At 46.7% G+C, this 24,673-nt stretch carries 19 protein-coding genes and 1 tRNA gene; 11 read left to right on the top strand and 9 right to left on the bottom strand.

Translation table 11 applies throughout. The annotated features are described in order from the left end of the window. Nucleotides 1–20: 20 nt before the first annotated feature. The 5 genes from VNM22_22935 to VNM22_22915 form a co-directional block, all read right to left on the bottom strand. Nucleotides 21–1,505 carry a SpoVR family protein gene (locus tag VNM22_22935; GenBank protein HWP50028.1) on the bottom strand — a complete coding sequence of 495 codons (1,485 nt, stop codon included), beginning with the start codon at nt 1,503–1,505 and terminating at the stop codon, nt 21–23. A gap of 92 nt (nt 1,506–1,597) precedes the next feature. Next, nucleotides 1,598–2,698, bottom strand: coding sequence for a DUF444 family protein (locus VNM22_22930; GenBank protein HWP50027.1), 1,101 nt, complete (start codon nt 2,696–2,698; stop codon nt 1,598–1,600). Between the two features lie 121 nt (nt 2,699–2,819). Next, nucleotides 2,820–4,880 (bottom strand): hypothetical protein, encoded by a 2,061-nt coding sequence (locus tag VNM22_22925; protein ID HWP50026.1) that lies wholly within the window; start codon nt 4,878–4,880, stop codon nt 2,820–2,822. A 172-nt stretch (nt 4,881–5,052) separates the two neighbouring features. Then, nucleotides 5,053–6,042, bottom strand: a complete 990-nt coding sequence (gene trpS, locus VNM22_22920) for a tryptophan--tRNA ligase (protein ID HWP50025.1) — start codon at nt 6,040–6,042, stop codon at nt 5,053–5,055. 40 nt (nt 6,043–6,082) lie between these two features. After that, a complete protein-coding gene (locus tag VNM22_22915) occupies nt 6,083–6,718 on the bottom strand; it encodes a site-2 protease family protein (protein ID HWP50024.1) in 636 nt (211 codons plus the stop codon). 279 nt (nt 6,719–6,997) lie between these two features. On the opposite strand from VNM22_22915, the gene VNM22_22910 reads away from it, so the two are divergent. From VNM22_22910 to dnaJ, 6 genes are all read left to right on the top strand, one after another. Further along, nucleotides 6,998–8,272: an amidohydrolase family protein gene (locus tag VNM22_22910; GenBank protein ID HWP50023.1), complete on the top strand. Its 1,275-nt coding sequence runs from the start codon at nt 6,998–7,000 to the stop codon at nt 8,270–8,272. 330 nt (nt 8,273–8,602) lie between these two features. Continuing rightward, nucleotides 8,603–8,700 (top strand) — tRNA-Sec (locus VNM22_22905). A gap of 199 nt (nt 8,701–8,899) precedes the next feature. Further along, nucleotides 8,900–9,937 (top strand): zinc-dependent dehydrogenase, encoded by a 1,038-nt coding sequence (locus VNM22_22900; GenBank protein ID HWP50022.1) that lies wholly within the window; start codon nt 8,900–8,902, stop codon nt 9,935–9,937. Between the two features lie 111 nt (nt 9,938–10,048). After that, nucleotides 10,049–10,849 (top strand): 2-amino-3,7-dideoxy-D-threo-hept-6-ulosonate synthase, encoded by an 801-nt coding sequence (locus tag VNM22_22895; protein HWP50021.1) that lies wholly within the window; start codon nt 10,049–10,051, stop codon nt 10,847–10,849. An 85-nt stretch (nt 10,850–10,934) separates the two neighbouring features. Then, nucleotides 10,935–12,482, top strand: a complete 1,548-nt coding sequence (locus VNM22_22890) for an FGGY family carbohydrate kinase (protein HWP50020.1) — start codon at nt 10,935–10,937, stop codon at nt 12,480–12,482. A 166-nt stretch (nt 12,483–12,648) separates the two neighbouring features. Beyond that, complete coding sequence (dnaJ, locus tag VNM22_22885) at nt 12,649–13,764, top strand: molecular chaperone DnaJ (GenBank protein ID HWP50019.1); 1,116 nt, start codon at nt 12,649–12,651, stop codon at nt 13,762–13,764. A gap of 255 nt (nt 13,765–14,019) precedes the next feature. Here the strand turns inward: dnaJ and VNM22_22880 are convergent, their stop codons facing one another. From VNM22_22880 to VNM22_22870, 3 genes are all read right to left on the bottom strand, one after another. After that, nucleotides 14,020–15,909 carry an ABC transporter permease gene (locus VNM22_22880; GenBank protein HWP50018.1) on the bottom strand — a complete coding sequence of 630 codons (1,890 nt, stop codon included), beginning with the start codon at nt 15,907–15,909 and terminating at the stop codon, nt 14,020–14,022. A 414-nt stretch (nt 15,910–16,323) separates the two neighbouring features. Further along, nucleotides 16,324–17,037: an ABC transporter ATP-binding protein gene (locus VNM22_22875; protein HWP50017.1), complete on the bottom strand. Its 714-nt coding sequence runs from the start codon at nt 17,035–17,037 to the stop codon at nt 16,324–16,326. A gap of 52 nt (nt 17,038–17,089) precedes the next feature. Then, the gene (locus VNM22_22870) at nt 17,090–17,866 is read right to left on the bottom strand and encodes an ABC transporter ATP-binding protein (protein HWP50016.1); all 777 of its coding nucleotides are present in this window, start codon (nt 17,864–17,866) and stop codon (nt 17,090–17,092) included. A gap of 989 nt (nt 17,867–18,855) precedes the next feature. On the opposite strand from VNM22_22870, the gene VNM22_22865 reads away from it, so the two are divergent. The 5 genes from VNM22_22865 (at nt 18,856) to VNM22_22845 (ending at nt 24,365) form a co-directional block, all read left to right on the top strand. After that, nucleotides 18,856–19,794, top strand: a complete 939-nt coding sequence (locus tag VNM22_22865) for a Kdo hydroxylase family protein (protein HWP50015.1) — start codon at nt 18,856–18,858, stop codon at nt 19,792–19,794. Between the two features lie 20 nt (nt 19,795–19,814). After that, nucleotides 19,815–20,876, top strand: coding sequence for a glycosyltransferase family 9 protein (locus tag VNM22_22860; protein HWP50014.1), 1,062 nt, complete (start codon nt 19,815–19,817; stop codon nt 20,874–20,876). A gap of 311 nt (nt 20,877–21,187) precedes the next feature. After that, on the top strand, nt 21,188–22,153 hold the full coding sequence (locus VNM22_22855; protein ID HWP50013.1) for a quinone oxidoreductase: 966 nt from the start codon (nt 21,188–21,190) through the stop codon (nt 22,151–22,153). 108 nt (nt 22,154–22,261) lie between these two features. Further along, entirely contained in the window at nt 22,262–23,323 is a 1,062-nt protein-coding gene (dinB, locus tag VNM22_22850) for a DNA polymerase IV (protein HWP50012.1), read from the top strand. 238 nt (nt 23,324–23,561) lie between these two features. Beyond that, the gene (locus VNM22_22845; GenBank protein ID HWP50011.1) at nt 23,562–24,365 is read left to right on the top strand and encodes a 3'(2'),5'-bisphosphate nucleotidase CysQ; all 804 of its coding nucleotides are present in this window, start codon (nt 23,562–23,564) and stop codon (nt 24,363–24,365) included. Nucleotides 24,366–24,424: 59 nt separating this feature from the next. Here the strand turns inward: VNM22_22845 and VNM22_22840 are convergent, their stop codons facing one another. Then, nucleotides 24,425–24,571, bottom strand: coding sequence for a hypothetical protein (locus VNM22_22840; protein HWP50010.1), 147 nt, complete (start codon nt 24,569–24,571; stop codon nt 24,425–24,427). Nucleotides 24,572–24,673 lie beyond the last annotated feature (102 nt).

The raw sequence follows: 24,673 nt of genomic DNA, 5'->3' as shown, positions 1-24,673 counted from the left end.
ATTCATTGATTCCCCGTTAATTAAATTCGTCTCTCCTCATGACTTTTCCCATCAAACGTAAAGAGAATTCCTTTGTCATTGACCACAGTCTCCAGATGAACGGGGCGTTTCCACAGGGTATAAAGGTTTTGAAGGGTATCCTTGGCATAGTCAATCCGAAGTTCAACCCCTTCGTAGCGATGTTGGAGGTAAAGTTCACCTCGATTCCCATAATTGGCATCGGTAATATAAATAAAAGGCTGACCGAAATTGGTCAGACTGAAGAGTAAGGAAGCCTTTATTTTTTTGAAATCTCGATCGGCAATTTCATACATCTGGGTCTGTTCATTATATCTATAAGTAAAAAGTTTCTGTTCCCGGCAAAACTCCTCCGTTAAAAAGGCATCGATAAACATCACATCGTTATAAATTTTCCGAACCTCGAAGATTTTTTGCAGCCCCAGACCCAACTTTTTATCCCAATTTTTCTTTTTCTCCAGATCATCACATTCCTCATATTCCTTACCGAATTTTCCCTTATTCCACCGATCTTCGATATCCCGAAACAATTCTATACCGAGCTTATAAGGATTAATCCGCCCAGGTCGGGTACTGAGGGTTCCAGAGTGATGATCGGCATAATCAATCACTTCAGAATCCTTCAGGCATTTCTGGGTCATAATTTTAGAATGCCAGTAGGAGGCCCATCCTTCGTTCATTATCTTTGTCTGGGCTTGGGGAGCGAAATAATAGGCTTCATCTCGAATAATGGACAAAATGTCAAGTTGCCAGTTTTCCAGAGGGGCATGGTTAATGAGGAACAAGAGAACATCCCGCTCGGGATTCTCCGGGAATTTTTGTTTTTTTTCGGCTTCCTGTTCTAACTTCTTTTTCTGACTTTCCAAAAAATCTGACGGATTGATGTAGCTATCCATGTAAGGTCTTTCAACTTTGAGTTTTTTGACGGTCTTCTCCTCTTCTTCTTCTTGAAAATTAAACCGGGGCTTTTCATCCTGGCGTTTAATAAAGGGGGAATGGGGATCTATCAAATTCTCCAGAGACAGGCAGCAATCCAGGAAACGCTCGACTTTTTCCTCCCCATACTTATCAATATAGCGACGAATTCGGGCTCCATGATTGGCCATGCCATCCATCATTTTTCGATTGGTTTGTGAAAACCAGATATTATTTTTAAAAAAGTCTACATGACCGTATACGTGGGCCATAACCAGTTTTTGATCCACATCGTTATTGCACTTGAGCAAATAGGCATAGGAAGGATCATTGTTAATGACCATTTCGTAGATCTTCTGAAGGCCATAGGTATAGCTTTTCTGGAGTTGTTCATACTCCATACCGAACCGCCAGTGGGGATATCGGGTTGGAAAGCCCATATAACTGGCTACTTCATTGAGCTTGTCAAAATCCAGGATCTCAAAGATTACCTCAAAGAAATCCAAACCGTACTCCCGGGCGTAGCCCTCGACCTCTTTACGGATAGCTTCTAACTCAGGGGTAAGACTCATAAAACCGGTACTGCTAAGAGAGAGCAACACGGAGATACAACGATGAGGGGAAAAAGGCCGCCTCCCCCTGTCACCGTGTCTCTGTGTCGCTTCTATTTCCCTTTTCCGAGAAATTCCTTAATGGAATCGTAAATCCCTTCCTTACTGTTAATTTCCGAAGTTACTACATTCTCCGTATCTCCAAAGTACTCATCGATCTCACCTTTAAATTGACCGCTTCCATAAAAACTTCGGACCTGTCCGTAACAGAAGAGATTAACTTTGGGGAGCAGGTGATTTTCAAGAATCGAAAGACACTTATCGGTATCCCCATACCAGTTATCCCCATCGGAAAAATGGAAAATATATATATTCCATTCGGAGGGATTATAATGTGCCTCGATGAGTCGGTTACATAACTCATAGGCAGAGGAGATGATGGTTCCTCCACTTTCCCGGGTATGATAAAAGGTGTGGCTATCGACTTCTCTGGCTACCGCATCATGGATAATGTAACGGGATTCAATCCCTTTATACTGAGAACGTAACCAGGTATCGATCCAGAAGGATTCTATACGAACAATTTCCTTCTGTTCATCACCCATAGAACCCGATACATCCATAATATAAAAAATAATGGCATTGCTTTCTGGTTCCTTGGTCAATTTCCAGGAACGGTAGCGTTTATCTTCTTGAATGGGAATCACAAGGGGGTGATTGGGATCATACGTTCCTGTGGCCAGTTGACGTCTGAGAGCCGCCTTATAGGTTCTTTTGAAGTGACGAAGACTTTCAGGTCCAACCTGACGGATGCCGGTATATCTTTCTTTTTCGTTAACAATGTTCTTCTTACCTCGGGGCTCTATCCGGGGCAGTTCCAGCTCTTCACCCAAGATTTTAGCCAATTCCTCCAGGGAAAGATCAACTTCCAGAATGTGATCCCCGGGAGTTTCTCCGGCACCTTGCCCGGGTTCGGCATCTCCTCGACCAATAGGGGTTCCAGGCTCACCCTCTCCTTGACCTACCCCCCCGAGTTTTCGGGTTTCAAATTCAAAATGGGGAATCTCCACTTGAGGAATCGGAATACTAACCAGATCTTTTCCCTTCTTCCCGATCAGTTCTCCACGCGTCATATATCGGCGTAGTTCCTTCTTGATCTTACCTCGAATAATCTGATTAAATCGTGCGTGGTCTCTTTCAATTTTGCTAGACATAACTTAAAACAGACTGAAGGATCTTTTAAGGGCCTAAAGTTTTTAAGGGCCTGAAGGGCCTAAGGACTGGACCCTTCAGAACCCTTAAAACATAAAGCACTTTGGATCCTCTGGGTTTATCTCATCGCTTGGTATCGCCCCGGGCAAAAATACTGGCCACGTAGTTCAGAACATCGGTAGCACAGATCTCACAGTAGCCGTAATTTTTGATCAGTCGATTTTTAACCACATCGATTTTTTCTTGGGTTTCCTTATCGACGACACTGGAGACCAGGCTGGTCAGTTTGATGGAATCCTTTTGATCTTCAAAGAGCTTAAGTTCCAGAGCTTTTTGCAGGCGCTCATTGGTTTTATAATCAAATTTTTTTCCATCCACAGCCAGAGCTCCAATATAATTCATGATCTCCCGCCGGAAATCATCCTTACGGCTTTCCGGAATATCAATCTTCTCCTCAATGGAGCGCATGAGCCGTTCATCGGGAGGCTCGTACTGACCGGTATATTTATTCTTAACCTTTTCCCGTTGGGTATACGCCTTGATGTTATCGATATAGTTGGCACAAAGTCTGGTGAGTGCTTCTTCGTCGGCTGAGATGGCCCGCTGGACTTCATTTTTCGTGATGTCTTCATACTCCTCTCTTACCAGAGCCAGCAGTTCTTTATATCGTTTCCGGAGTTCCGGGCTCGTAATGAGTGCATGATGTTCCAGTCCATTTTCCAGTTCGTTCATGACCATAAAGGGATTCACACAACCGGCTCCTTCATCGCTGACCAGCGCATTGGAAATTTTATCCTGAATGTACCGGGGAGAGATCCCCTCCATACCTTCCCGGGGAGCTTCTTTTTGCAGCTCTTTAATGTTATCTTCAGTAAAGCCGGGAAGAGTTTTTCCATTGTAAAGCTTCAGTTTTTGCATGAGGCTCAACTGGGCTTTTTTAGGCTCTTCCAATCTGGTCAGTACTGCCCACATAGCGGCCATCTCGATGGTATGAGGGGCAATATGTTTCCCTTTAATCTTTGAGGGATTGTAATATTTCTCATAGATTTTAATCTCATCACTCAACTTGGTAATATAAGGAACGTCGATTTTAACCGTCCGATCCCTCAAGGCCTCCATAAATTCGTTATTTTGAAGTTTTTTATACTCCGGTTCGTTGGTGTGACCGATGATTACCTCATCGATATCCGTTTGGGCAAACTTTTTCGGTTTAATTTTATGTTCTTGAGAAGCTCCTAGCAGATCGTATAGAAAAGCCACATCCAATTTAAGGACTTCAATGAACTCAACGATTCCCCGGTTGGCAATGTTAAATTCCCCATCAAAATTAAAGGCCCGAGGGTCTGAATCAGAACCATACTCGGCGATTTTACGATAGTTAATATCCCCGGTGAGTTCTGTAGAGTCTTGATTTTTTTCATCCTTGGGCTGGAAAGTCCCGATTCCAATGCGATCCTCCTCTGAAAGGATAAGACGATAAACCACCACATCCTCCATGACCCGCGTCCAGTCTCCACCGTATTTCTTCAAGGACTCCTTATACATATATCTACAAAAAGGACATAAATTACCCTCTATGACGATCTTCTCCTCTTCCGGAAGGGTTCGATTAATCTCCTCCAAGACAATGGATCGGAAGTTCGGGGGTATTAAATGGAGCGGCTCCTCATGCATGGGACATTTAACAACAGAAGGCTTACCATCCGAGGTCTCTAACCCGGTTTTCTCCGTCTGCTTCCAACCAAAAGAATACAAAGCACCCTCATCGGTCTTAGAGTACTCCTCCAGACCCCGTTTTAAAAGACGGGCAATGGTGCTTTTTGAACTTCCCACAGGACCATGAAGGAGAATAACCCGTTTTTCTGTACCATATCTCCGAGAAGCGGATTTAAAGACGTTGACTAACTTCATGAGGGTGCGATCGAGGCCATAAATGGCGTCTTCTCCAGCAAACTGAGGATCACTGAAGAATTTATATCGTATCAGCTTCTCTTTATGTTCCGTGTACTCCTCAACCCCATAAGAAAGGATCATGTCGTAAATCCTCTGGAACGCAGATCTGGCCACTTTTGGATTTCGCCGCACAATCTCTAAATACTCTGCATAACTTCCCTCCCAATTCTGCTCCTTAAACCGACGCAGATCCTGTTTCTCTCTGATTAGGGATATTATGCTATCCACCATGATAAAATCACCTCTTAAAAAAGTAAGTTAAAAAAAGACCAGGGAACACCTAGCTACCTATTTATATTTATAAAGATAGACGAATAAGGTAGCTAAATGTTATCATACTACTAAATAAATCTTTATCCCCTCATCTTATAAATACATATTTACGCCTTAACCCTCAACTCCTCTATAACATCTTCATGGCAGCTTTGGCTTCCTCCAAGGTTTTTCTCGCCATCTGACGTGCTTTTTCAGATCCTTTGGTTAAAATATCCATAACCACATCAGGTTTTTGTGAAAGGGTTTGACGTTTTTCGTATACCGGAGAAAGGGTCGTTATTAAATTTCCTGCCAGGATTTTTTTACAATCCACGCACCCAATTTGAGCCGTTCGACAATCCCTATCAAGGATTTTCTGGGTTTCCACAGATGTAAATATCTTATGCAAAGAAAATACCGGACAGACTTCTGGATTTCCAGGGTCGGTTCTTCTAACCCGTTGGGGATCTGTAACCATAATACTGACTTTTTTACGTACCTCTTCCGGAGAATCTGCCAGGTAAATAGCGTTCTGATAGCTCTTACTCATTTTTCGACCATCGGTCCCCAACACTTTGGGAAAATCCGTCAGTTTAAGGTCCGGGATGGGAAAGACTTCCCCATAGAAATAATTAAATCGACGGGCAATTTCCCGAGTCAGTTCCACATGGGGTGCCTGATCAATACCTACGGGGACATAATTAGCCTTATAAATGAGAATGTCTGCTGCCTGGAGGACCGGATATCCCAGAAAACCGTATGTGGAGATATCCTTGTTAGAGAGCTCTTGCATTTGTTCCTTATAGGTTGGATTCCGCTCTAACCAGGAGACCGGGGTAATCATAGACAACATCAAATGAAGTTCGGTATGCTCCGGTACCAGCGATTGAATGAACAAAACACTCTTTTCAGGATCTAATCCAGAAGCCAACCAATCCGTAACCATATCCACAATATTAGATCGGATATGGCGGGTATCCATATAGTCTGTGGTCAGTGCATGCCAATCCGCCACAAAGTAAAAACATTCATACCCTTCACTCTGAAGGGCTTTCCAGTTTTCCAGCGCTCCCAATAAATTTCCCAGATGCAATTTCCCGGTCGGTCGCATCCCACTTAAAATTCTACCCTTTGACATAGATCCGTTCTCCTCCCCAGCAGCTTTGAGATCAGTTCGTTTAAATTAAACTATCCAGAAAACGTAAAATGATCGTTGTTGGATAATACAAAACAAACCTCAAGAGTCCAAAATAACTAAGACCTAAGATAATAAAAAATCCATAAGGTTCCAGGGAACTCAAAGCATAGGCCTGCTTCCTGGGTAAAAGGCCCGTAAGAACCGTACCCCCATCCAGGGGTGGAATAGGTAACATATTAAAGACGGCCAGTCCCACATTTACGAGCATAATTGAAACGAAAAGCGTTCCAATGGCCTGGGTATAAAGTCCTAAAAAGAGGAAAAGTTTAAGCCCCAGTACACTGAGAATAGCCAGGGCCAGATTCATTCCGGGGCCTGCTGCCGCCGACCATACCAGGCCTCTCCTTGGATTCCGAAAATTACGGGCATTAATGGGAACCGGTCTGGCCCACCCGATAAAAAAAGGTGAATGGGTTATAATGGCCAGCAAAGGAAGAATAACGGTTCCCACCGGATCAATATGAGGAATCGGGTTCAAGGTTAATCTCCCTTCTGCTTCAGCCGTAGAGTCCCCTAATTTTTTAGCTGCCCAGGCGTGGGCGCACTCATGAAAGGTAAGAGCCATTAAAAAGGCTACACCCTGGATAATCCAATCAGAAATATTTAAAGTTAGCACAAAATCTCCTTCTATTTGTAAAGTTTTTTAATTTATTTACTGTAGAGAACCTGCCAGATTCCTTTTGTATTAAGCGATAAAGGTGTGAGGCGAAATTCTTTCGTAATTACTTTGACTGTAGGTTAAAAAAACCGTTCTGTCAAGAGTAAATCACTACCTTATTCCCTCGAAATTTTAACCTTGACAGATAAGAGGAATCGGTATGTAGTTTGATGAACGGGTAGCCAGAAGAGAGTTCTTTTGAATAAACCGGTTTGAGTTTCTCACAGGGAGGTAAAAATGAAACTGGTAAATTTTCGTCTAATCGATGGAACCGGGCGGTTTTATGAGCATGCTGCCTTAACCATCAATGACCAGGGTCGAATCGAGCAACTTTGGACCGGCAATGAAGCCAAAATGTCGGCCCGGGATGCACTTGATTTGAACGGACAGACCGTCTTGCCGGGTTTATTTGATTGTCACGTACATCTTATGAGCGATGCAGGACCCGATCCCTTTGCAGCCTATCAGACGAAGTCGGTGTTTTATATGACTATTTTAGGGGCTGTGAATGCCTGGAGGATGTTACGTCGGGGGATCACCACGATTCGGGATGTTGGGGCTATGGATTTTGCAGACGCCGCCATTAAGCAAGCCATCAACGAAGGGATCATTCCGGGTCCGCGGATGCTTTCCTCGGGTAAACTCCTGACCATGACCGGTGGACATGGCTGGTTCATCGGACAAGAAATCGATGGACCCGATGAAGCCCGTAAATATGCCCGACTTAACCTTAAAATGGGTGCAGATAATATCAAGATGATGGCTTCGGGAGGGGTGTTGACCCCAAACGTCAATCCACGTTCCCCCTCCCTTACAGTTGAAGAGTTGGCAGCAGGATTTGAAGAAGCCATTAAAGCCGGGAAACTGACCGCCAGCCACGCTCAGTCTACCCAAGGAATTAAGAATGCCATCCGAGCCGGAGTTCGTACAATTGAACACGGGGTTTGGTTGGATGAAGAGGCCTGTCAAATGATGGTAGACCGCGGAGTCTATCTGGATGCCACACTGGCAGCACCTTATTTCATTCTAAAACATGCAGAGGGCGGGAAGATGGCCCCCTATGTGGTAGAGAAAATCAAAAGCATGTATCGGGACCATATAGAGAGCTTTAAGATGGCAAAAAGGATGGGAGTAAAAATCATTTGCGGGACAGATGCCGGAACCCCCTTCAATATACCGGGTGAAACGGTCACGGAACTCGAGCAAATGCAGCAGGCCGGACTGACTCCCATGGAAGCGATTATAGCAGCCACCAAGACCAGCGCTGAAGCCCTGCGATTGGATGAAGTTACAGGAACCATCGAAATCGGTAAAATGGCCGATATGATCGTCGTAGATGGAGATCCCCTCAGCAACCTGGATGTGTTACGACGTCCTACCTATGTGTTTAAGGAAGGTCGATCTGTACAACTGAATATAGAAGAACCTCTGGGTGTCCCTGCAAAGGTTACCCCGGCCCAGGTAGCCATGACCGTAACCCGTTTTGCTACCGCCAGTGGATGTATGTGTTAATGGAAAGCCGGGAAAAGGTAGAAAAGCTTGACCCCATTGCCTGGGAACGCGGGCGGCTCGCCACCCTACTCCCCTTCCCCATACACGCCAGGATAAGGGTAAAAGTCCAATCAGGAGCCAACGACCTGTAACCTTCAACTTCCGTCGAGGGTTTCAGAAATCCAGAATTTTTTAAGCTCCGTAGCAGCGTTCTGGTAAACAGATCGCCCCACTGGAGCTACCCTTCTTATCTGGCTCCCAGGCTTTTACCCCGGGTCATGGGAAGAATAAAAACCTATTGACAAGCTATAAAGATCAAAGTCTATATTGTAGTAAAATGATTAACTCTGCGGGAATGGCTAGGTCCCTGGTGGGCCTCCTGGACTTCAAATCCAGTGGCGGGCTCTAATCAAGTCCGCGGTGGGTTCGATTCCCACACATTCCCGCCATATTTATTTTGATATTCGACCTGTGGGATCCTTCGCAGAGGCGCAAAGGTGCAAAGAAAATCGCAATACCGCAGAAATCGTCAGTTCGAGTTGAAGATCCCTATAGTAGATAGCTTCCGTTTAGATAAAATACGTCGGCCACATTGCGAAAAATCAAAAACTTGGCGGCTTTGTGAGCTTTGCGAGACATCATTCTTATATGAAAGCTGCGGTACTCCACAAACCCAATGACATAAAGGTAGAAGAAATAGAAATCCCCTCTATTAACTCTGATGAAATGTTGGTACGGGTTAAAGCTTGTGGGATCTGTGGAACCGATACCCGGATCTACTACGGTACCAAAACCAAAGGGGTTCACTATCCTTCGGTAATCGGCCATGAGATTTCTGGAATTGTGGAAGCCCTGGGAAGTCAGGTTCGAGATTTTAAAGAAGGCGATCATGTCAGCATCTGTCCTGTAATTCCTTGTGGGGTCTGTTATGCCTGCCAAAGAGGCATGGATAATATCTGTATGAATCGAACGGCCATCGGTTATGAATATGATGGGGGGCTCCAGGAGTACTTGCGAATCCCAGGCATAGCCATCCGTCAGGGTAATATATTTAAAGTACCGGAAGATATTCCCTTCGAAGTCTCTGCGTTGATTGAACCGCTGGCCTGCTGTTATAATGGAAATCGCCGTTCTCAGATCAAGTTGGGAGATACAGTCGTCATCATGGGGGCGGGTCCTATTGGATTGATGCACCTCCAACTCGCTAAACAAGCGGGTGCAACCAGAGTGATAGTCAGTGAGCCTGTCGAAGAACGTTTAGCTCTTGCCAAGGAACTGGGAGCCGATATTTGTGTAAATCCTAAAACGACCAGTCTCCAAGAAGTGGTCATGCAAGAGACCCAGGGTATTGGGGCAGATGTGACTCTCTTGGCCATTGGTGTCCCCTCCTTGATTAATGAGGCCTTTAAAATAACCCGCAAGCAGGGAAATATCAATCTCTTTGCCGGATTTAGTGGTAAAGGAGAATCGACCATCGAGGCCAATTTGATTCACTACAATGAACTTAATGTAACAGGTACCGCTTCTGCAGCCCCCTGGCATTTTAACGAGGCTATGAAACTGGTCATCTCCGGACAGATTAAACTCGATAAGCTCATTACCCATCGATTCCCCCTGGAAGAAATCGATAAGGCCCTTAAAACCGTTGTAGAAAGTAAAGGAATTAAAGTGGTTGTAATACCCTGATGAGTGTGGGGGTATGGGAGTATGGGCGTATGGAGGTATGGAGGTATGGGGGTATGGGAGTATAGAGGTGTAGGAGGGAGAATATACCTCCATACCTCCATCCTATAAATTATGTTATCTTTAGGTAAAAAAGTCCGACTCAAAAGAATCTTAAACCCGAAATCCGGGAAGCTTTTCATTGTAACCGTGGACCATCCCATTACCCGGGGTCTGTTTCCGGGATTGGTTAAGATGGAGGATACCATGGAGAAGATCATTCAGGGAGGTCCCGATGCCCTTCTCATGCATAAAGGCATTGCCGAACGATTTTTTTATCCCTATGCCGGAGAAATTCCTCTGCTTATAAAAGCTTCCAGCTTTTCGCCGTATCATCCCACCTATGATACCTGGGTAACCCAGGTGGATGAGGCTATTCGATTAGGAGCCGATGCAATTTCCATGGGAGTTATTCTGGGGGGTGAGCGACAGGCGGAGATGTTAAGAAATTTAGGAGCCCTCTCCCGGGATGCTTCACTGGCCGGATTAGTTCTCATGGCTCATATGTATCCCAAAGGGGAACTCATTAAGGATGAGGAACGTTATTCGGTTCCTAACCTCAGCTATTGTGTTCGCGCGGGAGAGGAGTTAGGTGTAGATGTAATCAAGACCTGGTATTCTGGAGATCCCGAAACTTTCCGAAAAGTGGTAGAGGTAGCTCCTGGAAAGGTAGTGGCTGCAGGAGGTCCGAAGATGGATAGCGATGAGCAACTGCTTCAAATGACCAAAGGGGTCATGGATGCCGGCGCACTGGGGGTTGCTTACGGACGAAATATCTGGGATCATCAGAATGTCATAGGGATTATTAAGGCTTTAAAGGCGATTATTCATGAAAATAAAAGTGTCCAGGAAGCTCTGGAAATTTTGAAGGGATAAGGGAACCTAAAGCTACCGGAGGCACTGGATTCATGGAGAAGTAAAAATAGAATCTTAATGTTTTCCGTGCCGGGGTGGCTTCAAAATGAAAAACTCCTACCTGTTAGGTATAGACCTGGGGGCTCAAAGTGCCAAAGTAGCCCTGGTGGATGAGCGAGGTAAAATCCGCGGTCTGGGTCAGATAGGCTATGACATTCAGCATCCTCATCCTTCCTGGGCAGAAGAAGACCCGGAGATATGGTGGCAGGCGTTTTTAAAAGGACTGGATCTGGCCTGTCAGCAAGCCCAGATTAAAAAGAGGGAGATTGTGGGGATTGGAATCAGTAACATGTGCCCCTCCCTGGTTGCCCTGGATAAAGAGGGGAATCCTCTTCGGCCTGCTATCCTTTACCTGGATCGTCGTAGCGTGGCACAAAGCGAGCAGATCATCAAAAGATGCGGTTTAGAACAAATCTTTCGAAGGGTAGGAAACCGTATAGCCCCTGGAACCTTCTCGGTCACCAGCATGCTCTGGATAAAAGAAAATGAACCCCATACTTATCAGAAGGCCCGGGTATTAGGGCATGGCAATACTTTTCTGGCCTTCCGTCTGACAGAAAAGTTTGGTATAGACTGGACCAATGCCTCGTTTACCGGGATTTTCGATACAGGTGGATGTAGAGATTGGTGTTTTGATCTGATTGAAGAACTGGAACTTAATCAGGATAAGCTACCTCCGGCCCTATCCTCTCCCACAGTTATCGGAAAAGTCTCTTCCAAGGCCTCCCGGGTAACCGGATTACCTGCAGGCATTCCAGTAGCTATAGGTGGAGCCGATACAGCCTGTTCGGCTTTTGGCTCTGGGATTACAGAGTCGGGCCAGGTTTTTGAAACAACCGGCACTTCGGATGTGATCTCGGTATGTTCGGATCAGCCTAAATTTGATATTCGCCTCATGAACCGCTGTCACGTCGTCCCGGATCGCTGGTTGCTCATGGGAGCCATGGTCGCACCGGGGGCAGCCTATCAATGGTTTCGGGAACAGTTCTGCCGGTATGAAAAAGAAGTCGGTGAAAAGCTGGGAATAAGTGCCTATGAGCTCATGGATTTGGAAGCCAAAAAATCCCCACCCGGAGCCGGTGGGGTTCTTTTCCTCCCTTATCTGGCAGGGGAACGATGCCCTATCTGGGACCCCCTGGCCCGGGGCCTGTTTTTCGGATTTTCTCTCAGCACTACCCGAGGGGACTTTATCCGGGCAATCCTGGAAGGAACTGCCTATGGCCTCCGTCAGAATGTGGAGATTGTGGAGAAAGAATTGGGATTTTCTGTTAATGCCTTCCATACCGTTGGGGGCGGCGCTAAAAGCGATCTCTGGAACCAAATTAAGGCCGACGCCATGAACAAAGTAGTTCATACCCTGAATATTAAAGAAACTGCCGTTCTGGGGGCGGCCCTGCTTGGTGGCTTAGCTGCAGGTATCTATAGAGATTACCGGGAGGCTGTTAAACTGGCGGCTGCTTCTCCGTTTCAAACTTACCTTCCTAACCCTGAGTTGTATCCCCTATATACCCGCTTTTTTGAAGTTTATAAGGCCCTTTATCCGAACCTCAAAGAAAGCTTCCGAGAACTTCATCAAGCCCTGACATCCCCTTAACCACCCGGATCAACGTTACCGTCCTTAAAAAGGGGAATATCTTGACGAATACCCCCCTGGAATTTATCTTATAAATGTCAAATGGATCGATGTCCCCAGAGAATAAAACACATCCCACTCTGGTACAAACCCTTCTGCTTAGAAATCAAAATGAAGAGAGGTTTTTATGGAAAAGCGTGACTATTATAAGGTTCTGGGTGTATCTCGAAATGCTACAGAAGCTGAAATAAAGAAAGCCTACAGGCAAGCAGCTTTAAAGTACCACCCGGATAAGAATCCAGGTAGCAAAGAAGCCGAAGAAAAGTTTAAAGAAGCAGCGGAAGCGTATCAGGTTTTAAGTGATCCTGAAAAACGACGTTTATATGATCAATACGGCCATGAAGGTCTAAGAGGGGCCGGTGTTGGTGGATTTGGTGGATTTGAAGATATTTTTTCCAGCTTTGGGGATATCTTTGAGGATTTCTTCAATGTAGGATTTGGAGGTCGAAGTTCCAGACAGAGACGGGCAGGTCCTCAGCGGGGATCTGATTTAAGGTACGATTTAAGTATTTCCTTTATGGAGGCTGCCCTCGGAACAGAAAAGGAAATTCAGATAGAAAAAGCTGAATCCTGTGAGACGTGTGGGGCGACGGGTGCTGCACCCGGTACGGGACGAATTACCTGTCCGGCCTGTCGTGGGACCGGTACTATAAGTCGATCTCAAGGATTCTTCACCGTTAGCCTTACCTGTAGCCGCTGTGGAGGAGTTGGAAGTACCATCGAAGAGCCCTGTAAAGAGTGTAAAGGGTCGGGGAAAGTTCAGAAGAAGAAAAAGCTCAGTCTAAAAATTCCGGCAGGCGTGGATACCGGAGCTCAACTACGACTCCAAGGAGAAGGGGAAGGGGGCCTCCGGGGGGGACCACCTGGAGATTTATATATTTTCATCTCGGTAGAACCCCATGAAATTTTCAAAAGGGACGGTAACGATATCTACTGTGAAGTCCCCATAGCCTTCACCCAGGCAGCTCTGGGTGCAGAAATCGAGGTTCCTACCCTGGAGGGAACCACAAAACTTAAAATCCCACCCGGAACACCAACCGGGAAGGTCTTTACCCTGGAAGGTAAAGGTATTCCTCACTTGAGAGGGAATGGACGAGGAGATGAGTATGTCCGGGTGGTTGTCAGCGTACCTACCCATTTAACCGAGAAACAAGAAGAGTTGCTTCGGGAGTTTGCCCGCATCAGTAACGAACCCGTGGCTCCACCTAAAAAAACCGGATTCTTTAAAAATTTCTATAAATAGACAAAGGGAATTGAAATCCTGGATTTGGATTCCATCGACCGGAAGGATGAGGGATCTGGAAGGCAAAAATCCTTCTTCCCAATCTTCCAAAAAGGATATACCGTCATGAATAGAAGGATATCCGGGCCGGTAATCCTTGCAAGGCAAGGATAGGGACCTCTTGTTCTATAATATGTATGGATCGTGGTCGGTTGGGATCTTTTGGGCTCCACCCGGGCATAAGTTACACGGAGTTCAGGATAGATATAAGGCTGCTTACTTCCTCCTAAACCGGCCAAGCCGGCCCCAGACTTTCTGCAAAAAACCTGCAATACCTGTCGGCATCACATACATAAATACAATCAAAAAGATCCCGTAAATGGCCCACGGAGCTGCTTTTGAAATGTTTTGGGCATAGGTTGGTACGAATTGAATGAAGAAGGCTCCGAAAAGGGCTCCGGAAATTGAAGAAAGACCTCCTATGACGATCCCCACCAGAAAGGAAATCGACAAAAATTCATTGAAGCTATCCGGAGCCACGAACTGGACGACAAGGGCTCCCAGTGCTCCGGCAGTACCGGTATACATGGCGCTCACACCAAAGGTTAGGGATTTGTAAAGGGCATTAGGAATTCCCAGGGTTTCAGCTGCTATGGGATGATCTCGTATGGCGATGATGGCGCGACCGACACGTCCACGAAGCAAATTCCAGCCGATTCCAAAGGATATGACCAGAATCCCTAAAACCAGAAAGTAGAGCCACTGATCCGGGTTGAGCGACAGGCCAAAAGGCACTTCGGGCTTGGAGAGAATGATCCCCTGTACACCGCCCGTCCAGGATTCAAAGTATTTTAAGATCTGAGGAATGGAAAGGGCCAGGGCAAAGGTAGCCAGGGACAAATATAAGCCTTCCAGCCGGAGGGCCGGAATTCCGAACAGAAAACCCGTTATCAAACAAATAAAACTTGCTATGGGGATCGTCCAACCGTACGCCATCTCCCCACGTTCAATGAGTATAGCCGTAGTATAAGCTCCAAGGGCATAGAAGGCTCCGTGCCCCAGAGAGATCTGACCGTTATAACCGGTAAGCATATTAAGCCCTAGGAGAGCAATGGCATAGACATAGGCCATTGTAAACTGAAACAGGCGATAACTGCTCACAACGAAGGGCAATAAAACGGCAACGGTTAACACCCCAAGCAGGCCGATCATTTTCCAATAGGAAGGGATCGAGGGTGCCCCCACCCCGGCAAATTCCGGTATCTGAGTGGTTCTTTTCATTTCCCATATCTTACCGATCCTTGCCTTACCGAACAATCCCGTAGGTTTTACCAGCAAGACCATAAGGATTACCATCAGGGCAACCGTGAGTTTGAGATCTGTACCGATAAACGGAATATAGGTACCCGCCAGATTTTCGGTAATACCGACTAAAATCCCGCCTATTACGGCCCCCAGGGGACTGTTAAATCCACCCAGGGTTGCAGCAGCAAAGGCATAGATCATGATACCTCCCATCATGTTGGGTTCTAGAAAGACAATGGGAGCTATCATCATACCAGCCACGGCCCCGATCATAGCAGCCAATCCCCAACCCAATGCCAGCATCCAGCTTACACGAATTCCAACCAGTCGGCTGGATACCGGATTTTGGGCGGCTGCTCGCATGGCAAGGCCGAGGGAGGTATATTTGAAAAACAGGTAAAGAAAAATCAAGAGGATAAGGGTAATCCCGATGATGCCTAAATCGTGCAAACCGAAGACGATATTCCCGATTTTTAAGGGTTTTCTTGGGAAGGGACTTGGAAAGGACTGAATAACATAGGAATAGATCCATCCGGCTAAACTGTTAAAGATGACCAAAAGTCCAATACAAACGATTACAATGGAAAGAACCGGAGCATTCTCCATAGGTCGGATAATCGTCCGTTCAATCAAAAGACCTCCTATAAAGGCAATGGCAAGGGTGGAAAAGAATGCTATCCAGTAGGGTACTCCGGCATTAAGAAGGGACCATGCCAGGTAAGTACTAAACATGGCCATCTCACCCTGGGCAAAATTGACAACGTCTGTGGCCTGATAAATCATGACCAGGGCTAAGGCGAGGCTCGCATAAATACCTCCGGTTGCCAGACCGGATACAATTTGTTGGAGAAAAGTATCCATAAACCGTGGGTTGCAGGCACCGGGCAGTAAGTTATCAAGGCTTGTAAGAATAGAATTTTACACTGCTTACTTCGTTTTGCCTGCTTTTTAAGCGCCCTCACCCTCCCCCCAGTCCTTCTCCCCCTCCCTCACCCTCCCCGTCCACGGGGAAGGAAGGGGTGGGGGCGGAGAGGGGAGTTGGGGAGTGAAAGCAGCCTTAGGTGGTCAAAATTTCAAAATTAAGGTAACAGTGTATTTATTGCATTGAATGGACACTGACAGATAACTTGATTCTACAGATCTTCCTACCCATTGCCCACCCGTACTCTTTCAGATTAAGGTTGTAATATGGAATTTGTCATTGCAAGGAACGATAAGAGTCAAAGCTCAGAACGACCCGGTTAAGGTTGCAAGAATGATTTGAAAAACACCAGGTCAGTAACCCAGATAAGATCGTCGAATGGAGTCATCTTCCCGGAAAATGGCAGAGGGCCCTGACAGGACAACCCTACCTGTTTCCAATAGAAATGCCTGATCTGCCAGATCCAGGGCAATGGAGGCATTCTGCTCCACCAGCAGCACACTGACCCCTTCCTCCTGGTTAATCTTTCGCACAATACGGAAGATTTCCTGGACTATGCGGGGAGCCAATCCCAGGGAAGGTTCATCGAGGAGCAATAACCTGGGGCGCAACATTAAAGCTCTGGCTATGGCCAGCATTTGCTGTTCGCCTCCACTAAGGGTGCCCGCCAACTGTCTGCGCCGCTTTCCCAGTACAGGAAAATACTCGTACATCCTGTTCAAGTCTTCCATCATGAGCCACTTTTCCTTACGGGTATACCCACCGAGCCGAAGGTTTTCTTCTACCGTCAGATTCCCGAAGGTTCCCCTTCCTTCCGGTACATGACCAACACCCAGTCGAACTATATCCTCCGTAGCCTTTTTATCTATTCGATGGCCATCCAGGAGGATCTTTCCAGAAGTCTGCACCATACCGCAAACAGCTCTCAGGGTCGTTGTTTTACCGGCCCCATTAGCCCCAAGAATAGCGGTTATGCCCCCTTTTTCTACCCGAAAGCTTATGCCTCGGAGGACTTTGGTTTGTCCATAAAAGGATTCAAGATTTTCGACCTCTAACAAGGTTGCCATTTTCGATATTCAATCCTTCAAAACCCGGATTTCAGAGAGGATTAACACCGGACTAACTCCCCAGGTAGGCCCGAATTACTTCGGGATTCCTCTGTACCTCTCCAGGTGGACCTTCAGCGATTTTACGCCCAAAATCTAATACCACAACTTTGTCCGAAATTCCCATAACCAGATTCATGTGATGCTCGACCAGCAATAGGGTTATTCGCCGGTTGTCTCGGATGTTACGAATAAGACCAGCCAATGCCACTACCTCTTCATGGTTCAGGCCTCCAGCCGGTTCATCCAGCAGCAGAAGTCTAGGCCTGCCGGCTAAAGCACGGGCCAATTCCACTCGTTTCAGAGTCCCATAGGGAAGACCGATAGCCGGATGATTGGCAACAGCATCAAGATCCAGAAAAAAGAGCAATTCCCGGGCTACCTCCTGTATCCTACGCTCCTCACGGGCTACCCCAGGTAGCCTCAAGGCGTTACTCAGAAAACCACTCCGGGTTCGACTATGCATACCTACCAGGATGTTCTGGAGAACCGTCATGGTGTGGAACAACGCCAGATTTTGGAAGGTACGGCCAATACCGAGCCGGGCAATACGATGAGGAGTCAGAGATAAAATCGATCGGCCCTCAAAGAGAATTTCCCCTCGATGTGGCGTATAGAGACGGCTTAAGCAATTAAAGAGCGTAGTCTTACCGGCCCCGTTCGGCCCAATCAAGCCGACAATCTGTCCTTCTTCCACATCAAAGGAAACATCATCCAGTGCCACAATCCCATCAAATTTAACGGTCAGATTACGAACAGTCAATAAGGAAGTTTTGTGATGGCGTTCCATTTTGATCTGTAAAGATACCTGAGGTTACTCCTTTTTGTGAAATCTATCCGTAGATCTCCGGAAATTTTTTCTTCCTCTAACCCCATTCCTGCCTGTCTGGTAAAGTGATCCAGGCACTCTAAAATTTCATCTGAAGTATAGGTTCTTTCAAAATCTAAATCCATTTTATAGAGAGAAGGAATTATTAGCAATATGAAAATGGAATAAATTTAAATTTTAATGGATTTCTTTCCTTCAAAGTGAATGACCAGGGAAGTCATATTAAATTCATTTTGAAATTATCCCTGGATGTTAGGGGCCCGTTGTAACAGACCCCTACGCTCAGGTCAAATTTCAATATAAAGTCGATCTAAGGGTTATGAACAGGCATGAGAGATGGGGAATTTTTACAGAAAAGCTTTATCTAAAGATTCCTGTAAATCTCCTTGACTCTGCGAGGAGACCTACCTAAAATTCTTGAAAAGGTTAAAGAATGTCAAAGTCAGAGGACGGTTATGGGTAAACAGTAGGTCAAACGTCCCTGTTTAATAGATAGAATTCTGAATACACGAGTTGATGGATCCCGCTAGTGAATCGGGTACTTTGGTGGTTAAGATGATTTTTCCTTGAATGAAAGAGGTCTTATTTCTATATCAGCGTAGACTACTTTGTAAAGTTAATTCTGCGTAGTTTTCTTCCCTCATCCCTGGCTCCTCTCCCATGCTGTGGAAGAGAGGAACCGGCGGATCTCCAGGTCAACTTCCCCGGTATCTCCTCTCCTGAAGCGTCGGGAGAAGGGGTTGGGAGGTTTACAAAGACAGGTTTCTTCTAACCTAACCCCCTTCCCGATTCGGGAAGGGGGTACTTGGGGATTGTCTGGATTCCTACTTTCCTCTTCCCTGGAAGGGGAGTCGAAGGGGGGTAGGTTCAAAAACCTGCCCTGAAAGGGGTTAGGGTGAGGGCAAAACAGTTAAAATTTACAAGGTAATGCCTTTTAATAAGATTGAGGTATGTTAACAACTTATACCACCCAACAACTGGAGATGCTGGCTCCCCATGCGATCTCCGACGAACTTGAGCAGGGTCACATTGTTGTGTTTGATCCCTGCCCAGTGCCGCTACCGAAACATGACGATATGAGGTTTTTGCTCGAAGAGCTACCCTGGCGCCTGAAGCTTAAGAATATCAGCTATCACCGGGAGTCCGATCGTGTATACGGATTTCGGGGTACGACCCAAGAGACTGCCCGTATCACACGAATTCTTAAGGAACATAGCCATCATGTTCAGGAATTCCTCCACCGGGTGATTTCCCATCTCATCCAGGGATGGGTGGTGGCGACCTGCAGTTTTCGTCCCATAGAGGAACAAGGCCGTAACTTGCCGGCCCACGCATCCAATGAACTGGTCCACATTGATGCCGGTGCTTATGGGGCTACCCATGGAGATCGTATTTTACGTTTCTTTGTGAATATAAATCCCGGCAGGGATCGGGTTTGGATTACGAAAGGTACTTTTCCGGAGATATATACGCGTTGGGGAGAAACCGCCGGAGTTGCTCCGCCCAAATTATTAACCGAAGGACCCTTGCAGCGTCTCTACACCGGTGTTTTACGGGAGCTTTCTAAGTTTATGCCACCCGTTCAGTTCATGGATAGCTCACCCTATGACCGAACTATGCGTCGTTTCCATAATTTCATGAAAGACTCTTCAGTTTTCCAGCAGAGCCTGGAAGGGCATCAGGAATTCAGATTCAAACCGTATACGGCCTGGATGGCCTTTACAGATATGGTAAGTCATGCCTGTATCTCGGGGCAATTTGCCTTTGTGAGTACTTTTATTATTCCACTTGGTAACTGTCGGTATCCGGAACTTTCTCCATTTTATATTCTTCAGTACGGTCCCTCAGGTGTGATTACCACGCCGGGTTCCAGACCTACCACAACATAACCATGAAGGAAACCTGTTCCTTGCGTTTCAATCGTATCCTGATTGTTCGCTCGAGTGCTGTGGGGGATGTCGTTCTGACACTTCCGACATTGGATGCCATCCGATCTTCCTTCCCCCAGGCAAGGATTGGCTATATCGTCGATGAACGCCCCTACGATCTTATTGCCTCGCATCCTTTTGTAGATCGTGTGCATTTTTTTCCGCGTAAGCGTTGGGCAGCTACGATTTTCAGACCCTGGCGATGGCCGGCAACCCTCCGTGAGATCTTTGCGTTGACCCGAGAAATGCGGTCCGAGCGCTACGATATAGTTTTGGATTTACAGGCCAATCTGAAAGGAGCCTTTCTTTCGATTTTAAGCGGTGCCCGCATACGGGTGGGATTCGCCCGTGGCTATTGTCGCGAAGGGAATTACTGGTTTTCACACCTGCAGGTGACCCCTCCGAGATGGCCTTTGCATCTGGTCGAGAAGTTCCTGGCCGTAGCCGAATTTCTTGGAGCCCGCCCGGATTGCTTGCGATTTCCATTTCCTGAATCACCGGAGAGTCGGAAGCGTGTCGAAGCATTCCTTCAGGACTGTGGACTGACAACCTTCGCCGTGCTTCATCCGGGAAGTAGTGAGGCCCGGAAGGATAAGCGCTGGATACCGGAATACTTTGCAGAGGTTGCACGAAGACTTGCCATAGAGAAGGGACTTCGCTGTGTGGTCTGCTACGGACCCGGTGAACGAAGGCTGGCCGAAAGGATTGTAGCAGCTTCCGATGGAAAAGCTTTACTGTCTTTGCCTACCAAGACCCTTCTGGATCTCATAGAACTCTTCCGTCGGGCCTGTATATTCATCGGTACCGATTCCGGCCCTATGCATATTGCAGCCGCCGTTGGAATTCCTTGTGTGGCGCTCTTTGGTTCCGGGTCACCGACCTTATACGGCCCCTATCCGTATCCAGGCTCCTATCATCGACTCATCTACAAACCCCGCCGAGGATTCTCCGGAGGTATGCAGGCCATTACCGTTGAGGAAGTCTATGAAGCCGTCGTTGAACATCTCTCTGGGCTTTTGAAAAATCCTACGAATCGGGCATGAAGGGTTAAAGAGTTCCTTACCCCAGAAGCCCTGGATATTCTGTACATATCCCTTGACAGAGCGCCTACAAGGATGCAACTTGAGGAAGTATGAGTAGGGTTAAAAGGTAAAACTTTCATCTGTTCGGGTTATGGTCTGAATCATTCAAGATAAAATATCCCATAAAGGGATAAAATAAATTCCGTTAAAAATTCTCTTTTTTTGGTTCGGTAGGGAAGAAGTTCTTAACGCTAAAGGAAGGAGGTAACTGGAACTATGCAGGGTAAGACTGGGTCGAGCAGTCTTGCACGGTTTTAAGTTACCTGAGTGTTATGAAAGCCATTCGAGTCCATAGTTATGGAGGTCCGGAAGCTCTCAAGTATGAGGAAGTTCCCACTCCCAAACCGGGCCCCGGAGAAGCGCGGGTTAAAATCGAAGCCGCAGGGGTTAATTATATCGATATCTATCATCGAACCGGTCTCTATCCCGGTCAGCTTCCCTTCACTCCGGGTATGGAAGGGGCCGGTGTAGTCGATGAGGTAGGACCTGGGGTTTCAGAAATAAAGGTAGGAGATCGGGTCGCCTATGCGATGCAGCAGGGTTCTTATGCAGAGTATGCCATTGTACCTGCCTGGAAGCTGGTTCCCTTGCCGGATAATTTAAGTACCCAATCTGCCGCTGCGGCTATGCTTCAAGGAATGACCGCTCATTACCTGACCCATAGCACGTATCCTCTCAAGACAGGAGACACCGTGCTGATCCATGCGGCTGCCGGAGGGGTTGGCTTACTTCTTATTCAGATGGCTAAACGCCGGGGGGCTAAAGTATTCGGTACTGTCTCCACAGAGGAAAAGGCTTCTCTGGCAAAGGAAGCAGGTGCCGACGCCATCATTCTTTACACTCAATCTGATTTTGAAGAAGAGATTAAGAAATTGACCAACGGGCAAGGGGTTGAAGTAGTCTATGATTCGGTTGGGAAAACTACCTTTGACAAGAGTCTTAACTGTTTGAAACCTCGAGGTTATCTCGCCCTCTTCGGTCAATCCAGCGGTCCGGTTCCCCCGGTGGATCTCCGCATCCTTGCAAAGGGGTCTTATTTTCTAACCCGACCTACTCTCTCCCATTATGCAGCCAATCGAGCAGAGCTTCTGCAGCGGGCTGGCGATCTTTTTCGATGGATTACTTCCGGAGAGTTAAAGCTTCGGATTGACCATACTTATCCCCTTGCGGAAGCAGATAAAGCCCATCAGGCTCTGGAAGGGCGTAAAACCTCGGGTAAGTTGTTGTTGATTCCTTAAAAAGGAAACACGAGGCTATAAAGATGCGGGAATTCAGGGGATGCGGAGGATCCCGAACAGGGAAAGAAAGAACCTCCGCATTTCCACATCTCTGCATCTTTATCTTCCATGCTGCGGAAGATTATCCATTTGGACATGGATGCTTTCTACGCCTCCATCGAGCAAAGAGACAATCCCGCCCTAAAGGGACAACCGGTCATCGTAGTCATGGGATTGGATGCCCCCCATCGCCACGGAGCGGTCGCCACAGCCTCCTATGAGGCCCGAAAATTCGGTGTGCACTCTGCCATGCCCTTAGCCCAGGCCACCAGGCTCTGTCCCCAAGGAATCTTTCTGCCTGTACGGCTGGAATACTACCGCCAGGTTTCTCGACAGGTTATGGAAATCCTCTCCCAGTATACCGCTCTGATTGAACCGGTTTCCATTGACGAATCCTACCTGGATGTTACGGCAAATTCCCAAGATGCCGTGGATATTGCCATAGCCATCAAACAGGAGATTAAATCTCGACTGAACCTCACCGCTACGGCCGGGGTCGGACCCAATAAATTCATTGCCAAGCTGGCCTCGGGAATGCATAAACCGGATGGACTGACCGTAGTCAGACCCCATCAGGTTCAAGAATTTTTGCGAGATCTGCCGGTAGAAAGTATCCTGGGAGTTGGACCGGTTACTCAAAAGAAACTGAATAGCTTGAAAATCTTCACCATTGGACAACTTGCCGCTTTTGACCGAACCCAGCTTAAAGAACGTTTTGGAAAACTCGGGCTGCAATTCTATGACTTTGCCAATGGAATTGATTTGCGTCCGGTGATGCCAGCCCGCAGCCACATGCAGATCAGCCGAGAAACGACTCTGGGGAACCGGATTCCCATGGATTCCATCCACCAGATTTTGACTTCTTTAGCCGAGGATATTGAGGATCATCTCAAAAAAGAAGGTTACTGGGCCAGGACGGTAACCGTGAAGGTACGCTTAGATAACCAGCGGCAGATGACCCGAAGCCGAACCGTTTTTGGAAAGCTACAACAAAAAGAAGAATTGTTGAAAATCGCCTTGCCGTTACTGAACAAAATAGACCTGAAAGGAAAGAAGATTCGCCGGATCGGTCTTTCTGTATCCAATCTGATCTCTCTACAGGATCCTTATCAACCCCAGCTTTTTGATTGAAATCTCCCTTCCTTTACAAAACTTCCCCGGGTAATTATATTAAGTAATCGATTCTAAACCTTTGTAAGGGTGATTTTTGATTAAAATGGGTCGGTCGTTATCCCTGCCGTTCGGGGTTCGACAGGCTGTCACCAACGGAAAAGTTTAACTTAAGTTTAAAACTCTGGTTTGTATCCCATCTCGATTTCCATGGAAATGATGGTAAATAATAATTATTTACGACCGTTTACTTATTAGCATGAATCCATTTCTGAACGTAGCGCGAGAAGCAGCCCTAATTGCCGGTAAAATCATCACCGAAATTCGCAATCGTCCCGATCTGAGGATCCGATTTAAAGAAGATAACTCTCCGGTCACTCAAGCTGATCTAGCTGCACAGGAAGTTATTATCTCAACCATCCGACGATATTTTAATCATCAAATCCGAAGTGAAGAACTCCCCCCGACAGAAGGAATTTTCCTTGGCAAGGACTCTCCGGAGACCTGGATTATAGATCCCATAGATGGAACCGAGGAATTTATCTCCGGCGGAAAGTACTTTTCCATCTCCATCGCTTATACGTATCATGGGGAAGTCCTGGCCGGCGTTATCTATGCTCCGGCCCTTGAACAGCTTTATTATGCCACACGAGGAGACGGGGCTTTCCTGAATGATCAGCGCATCCAGGTTAGTTCTAAACAAACCTTAAAAGAGGCCAGACAATTACTGACTCCCGAACAGTTCCGGAAGAAGATCTATCAAAAGATTCTCCAGGTTCTTGAAACAAAACCGATCCTTTTAAAGGCCAGTCTTTCGTTAAAAGCGGCCCTGATAGCCAGTGGAGAGGTAGATATTTATCTTAAACGGGGGCCCACCTGTGAGTGGGATATTGCTGCCGGAGATCTTCTGATCCGGGAAGCCGGAGGGGTTTTAACAGACTTAGCAGGACTTCCTATTCTTTATACTGACAAAAATCCAGGTCATATCCTGGGTTTATGCGCAGGAAATAAAATCTTACATCCGGTGACTTTGAAGACTTTACGAACTCAGGGTTTGCTATGACGAAGACGCAGATACCCTGCTCCCGCACACTTCACAATCTTTTACTCTCTATTCCTTCTTTACCTACAGATTAAGTTTTGGTAATAACCCTCCTCCTTAGAGGAACTCTCTTCCTCATCGCTTCCTTCGGAGATACTCAAGAGGGCAAAAAAAGCCAGGCCCATACAAAACCCTACCACTAAACTTAAGGCAATCAGGTACATCATAGGCATCAACTCCTCTGGATGAACGGGCGTTGGATAACCCCGAGTTTTTGAAAACTAAATTCGAGAATTTTCCCAATTCCCTTATTCGATAATGTCATATTA

The sequence above is a fragment of the Candidatus Limnocylindrales bacterium genome, from assembly GCA_035559535.1.
Lineage (GTDB): Bacteria > Moduliflexota > Moduliflexia > Moduliflexales > JAUQPW01 > JAUQPW01.
The sequence above is the reverse complement of the archived record's forward strand: the minus strand, read 5'-3'. Positions and strand labels throughout refer to the sequence as shown.